Here is a 3,073-nt window from a genome sequence, read left to right as displayed (position 1 = left end):
TTTAGGAAAAACCACTTTTGTTTATAATCTTCTTTTAGATATCACTAAAACCAAACACCAAGAAAGCTCCTATTACCCTCACATGTTAGTTTTTTCTTATGAAATGACCTTAGAAGAAAATTTAAGTCGTTTATTAGCCCACCAAACTCAAATTCCCTTAGATGTTATTTTAGATAAAAATTGGGAAGACTCAAACATCACTCAACATACCTACATGGAAAGGATGAATGACGCTCAACAATTCTTTTCCCAGCTTAACTTATCATTTAGTTATGATCAAGGTAAAAAAATTGATTATATCATTGATTTAGTTTATCGCCTTTATTTAGAAAAACAAGTAGAAATGATCGTTATTGACCATCTCCAAATTACTATAGTAATCATTTAGAAAACGACCGTTTAGCTATTGACGAAATCATGACGAAACTCAAACAATTAGCCATAGAATTAAACCTTGTTATTATCATTCTCTCACAATTTTCTAGAGATACTTATAGCCATTACCAAGGTAAATCGCCTGAAATCACCGCTTTAAAAGGAAGTGGCGGCATCGAAACTAACTCAGATATCGTCTTAATAATGTCGGAATTCCAACCCAAACTATCCAAAGACCAAGAAAAACCTTTAAATATCTATAATCAAAATTGTAATCAATTATATTTAGCATCAAAAAACAACGAATCTCAAAAAATCATTGAATTATCGATTAAAAAGAATCGGAGTGGCACCAAAAAGAACTTAGTTTATCACTTTGAAATGACGACACAAACATTCCAAGAAATCGGTTATATTTTACCTTATTCATTAGAAAGTTATTAAAAACCAAAAAAGGAGAAAAAAATGAATAACAAAATTAATCAAATCATAAAAAACATTAAATCAATCGAAAAACAATTAAAAATCATCAAAAAAAATGTTAAACTACATAGTATAAAGAATAGAAAGGAAATAAATGTGAAAACATCGATCAACCCTAACAACGAACAAGTTAATGTTTTTGACGTTGTTAACTATTTACTCAAACATTTTGATGCTGATAAATATAAAATTACTAACATGAAAATTAATAAATTATTATATTACATTCAAGGTCATTATATTGCTAAATATAATAAACCACTTTTTTTAGAACCTATCGAAGCTTGGATGTTTGGCCCTGTTATTCCTCATATTTATGGTGAATTTTTTAATTTTGTAAATAATCCAATTCCCAACAATTATATTTGTGAAGGAAAGACTGGTAACGAAATAAATCAAGAAACTCAAGAATTTATAAAAAAAACTCTTAATAATTATATTAATTTAAGTTCTTATAATTTGAGTGTAAATACCCACAACGAACAACCTTGGAAAATCACTTACAATCCACGTAAAAAATGGAAAAATAATATTATTACTCATCAACTTTTAAAAGAATTTTTTGCAAAAGAGCAAAAGAAAGAAAATAATTTTTTTCAAAATGACAAAATTGAAAGAGTTAAATAATAAAAATTTTGAAGAAATAATTAAAACAATTCATAGTATTTGTAGTAACATTCAAAGATATAAAAATTTAAAAAAAACAAACAATAGCAATCCCCTAGATATAGAGTCTAATTATAGAGATAATATTGCTTTAATTTTAAATAGTTATCCTTCACCGTTTGAAGGTTTAGTTAATGTTGAAGCACAAAATAATCATGGTAAAACTGATATTATTATAAATTTTTTAAATAATAAAAAATATGTAGCAGAATGTTTCGTGTTAAATGATAATCATTCAATTTCAGTTAGAAGTAAAAATAAATTTAATCAATTAATTTACAATATAACTGATGAAGATGATAAAATTTCGTTAATTTTATTTGTATTAAAAGAAAATTTTGAACCAATAACAATTTTTGAAGAAATCAAAGAAGTTATTAAAAAACAAAGTATTCAAGGGAAATTAATTGATTTACAGGAAAAATATAAAAATAAAGTTTGGATTTTAAAGGTAAAAATAAAAAAATACCCTAGATTGGATTTATATATTCATATTTGTATTTATTATTTTTTTTATGATTTTAATTATTCTAAATCTCAAAAATAAAGACAAAAAAACAAAATTATTTAATTTTCTTTCGATATATTTTTTTAAAATATAACTCATTAAAAACCAATTTTTACCAGACTCTCAAATGAGAGTCTTTTTTTATACCTATTTCCGCAGCCACTTTCAAGTGGCTTTTTTTGTTTTTAAATAACAACATATATCGTTAGGAGAAAACTCAATGAATTATCAAGAAAAAATAAAACACATCCGAACTCATTTCCCCATGTCAGTTTTATTAAAAAAATGATTTAATTAATTTTTTTTGTTATAATAAAAATGACCTTCGTTGGGAGTTGGTTTAAACAACTTATGAGGGCATCATGAAATCACATTTTTTTGGGTAAAAAAATAGAGCCTCGGCGGAGGCTCTATTTCTATTATAACGGTGTTATTTATCACCGTTATTTTTATTTTAATCATGAAATCATTTCCTTTCTTTTGGGTAATTGCACCTTTTGAAAGGGATCAAAATTGACGCACCTTTAAAAAGGTGCTTGTTTTAAGCATAACATAATTTACTAATAAAATTTTAAAAGACTCTAATTATTTAGAGTCTTTTTTTTATCTTATTTTGTCAAGGAAAAGGAGAAAACTCAATGAATTATCAAGATAAAATAAAATACATTCGAACTCATTTACCCATGTCTGTTTTATTAAAAAAATTAAATATAATACCACCAAACTTTAACATCAACCATCGTTTTCCTTGTCCCCTTCATCAAGGAAAAAATCCCACTTGTTGTCATTTCACTTCTACTAATAAAATTCATTGTTGGAAATGCGGAAAAGATTTTGATTTGATTGATGTTTATATGGCGATCCGTCAGATTAAATCTTTTCATGAAGCGATTCAAAGAATAGCAAGATTTATGAATTCTTTTAAATTTAAAACTTTAATCCAACAAGAAAAAGAAATAACGAAAATAACTATTAACCCTTTTAATCAACCATATCATCCAATGAAACCAAAACAACCAGTTGACGAACAGGAAATTAATA

At 25.6% G+C, this 3,073-nt stretch carries 3 protein-coding genes and 1 pseudogene; all 4 read left to right on the top strand.

Annotated features, from left to right (window positions below; translation table 11 throughout):
- Positions 1–819, top strand: a pseudogene (locus RI68_RS04320) (DnaB-like helicase C-terminal domain-containing protein); the annotation flags it as partial.
- A gap of 21 nt (positions 820–840) precedes the next feature.
- On the top strand, positions 841–1,485 hold the full coding sequence (locus RI68_RS01725) for a Panacea domain-containing protein (RefSeq protein ID WP_017193536.1): 645 nt from the start codon (positions 841–843) through the stop codon (positions 1,483–1,485).
- Positions 1,460–2,071, top strand: coding sequence for a hypothetical protein (locus RI68_RS01720; protein WP_017193535.1), 612 nt, complete (start codon positions 1,460–1,462; stop codon positions 2,069–2,071). Before RI68_RS01725 ends, RI68_RS01720 begins: the two co-directional genes overlap by 26 nt.
- Before the next feature lie 599 nt (positions 2,072–2,670).
- Positions 2,671–3,073 (top strand): CHC2 zinc finger domain-containing protein (locus RI68_RS01715; protein WP_017193534.1); only part of this gene is annotated, 403 nt, incomplete at its 3' end.

It is taken from the genome of Vaccinium witches'-broom phytoplasma str. VAC, assembly GCF_000309405.1.
Lineage (GTDB): Bacteria > Bacillota_I > Bacilli_A > Acholeplasmatales > Acholeplasmataceae > Phytoplasma.
This window is presented reverse-complemented; position numbering and strand designations above follow the sequence as displayed.